This is a genomic window from Alteromonas sp. G4i13, from assembly GCF_054960505.1.
This window is the reverse complement of record NZ_JBHNYX010000103.1, coordinates 1-1,182: the sequence shown is the minus strand read 5'-3', so window position 1 is coordinate 1,182 and position 1,182 is coordinate 1. Positions and strand designations below refer to the sequence as shown.

At 49.5% G+C, this 1,182-nt stretch carries 1 rRNA gene; it reads left to right on the top strand.

Annotation, left to right across the window (positions count from 1 at the left end):
• Window positions 1-33: 33 nt before the first annotated feature.
• Window positions 34-1,182: ribosomal RNA gene (locus ACFI6J_RS21455) — 23S ribosomal RNA — on the top strand; the annotation flags it as partial.

Here is a 1,182-nt window from a genome sequence, read left to right as displayed (position 1 = left end):
AGACAGAAGTCAAAAGGCTGTTTGGGGTTGTATGGTTAAGTGACGAAGCGTATACGGTGGATGCCTTGGCAGTTAGAGGCGATGAAGGACGTGTAAGTCTGCGAAAAGCTGTGGTGAGCCGACAAAATGCATTTGAGCCACAGATGTCCGAATGGGGAAACCCACCTATTTATAGGTATCGTTAACTGAATACATAGGTTAACGAGGCAAACGAGGGGAACTGAAACATCTAAGTACCCTTAGGAAAAGAAATCAACCGAGATTCCCCTAGTAGCGGCGAGCGAACGGGGAGCAGCCCTTAAGCTGTTTAGAATTTAGTGGAATCCTTTGGGAAGAGGAGCGATACAAGGTGATAGCCCTGTACACGACGGATTCTTTACAGTGAAATCGAGTAGGTCGGGACACGTGTTATCTTGACTGAATATGGGGGGACCATCCTCCAAGGCTAAATACTCCTAACTGACCGATAGTGAACCAGTACCGTGAGGGAAAGGCGAAAAGAACCCCTGTGAGGGGAGTGAAATAGAACCTGAAACCGTATACGTACAAGCAGTGGGAGCCCTTCGGGGTGACTGCGTACCTTTTGTATAATGGGTCAGCGACTTATATTTAGTAGCAAGGTTAAGTGAATAACGGAGCCGTAGCGAAAGCGAGTGTTAACTGCGCGTTTAGTTGCTAGGTATAGACCCGAAACCCGGTGATCTAGCCATGAGCAGGTTGAAGGTTGAGTAACATCAACTGGAGGACCGAACCCACTAACGTTGAAAAGTTAGGGGATGACTTGTGGCTGGGGGTGAAAGGCCAATCAAACCGGGAGATAGCTGGTTCTCCCCGAAATCTATTTAGGTAGAGCCTCGGACGAATTCCATTGGGGGTAGAGCACTGTTAAGGCTAGGGGGTCATCCCGACTTACCAACCCTTTGCAAACTCCGAATACCAATGAGAACTATCCGGGAGACACACGGCGGGTGCTAACGTCCGTCGTGGAGAGGGAAACAACCCAGACCGCCAGCTAAGGTCCCAAAATATTGCTAAGTGGGAAACGATGTGGGAAGGCATAGACAGCTAGGAGGTTGGCTTAGAAGCAGCCACCCTTTAAAGAAAGCGTAATAGCTCACTAGTCGAGTCGGCCTGCGCGGAAGATGTAACGGGGCTAAGCAATATACCGAAGCTGCGGCAGCA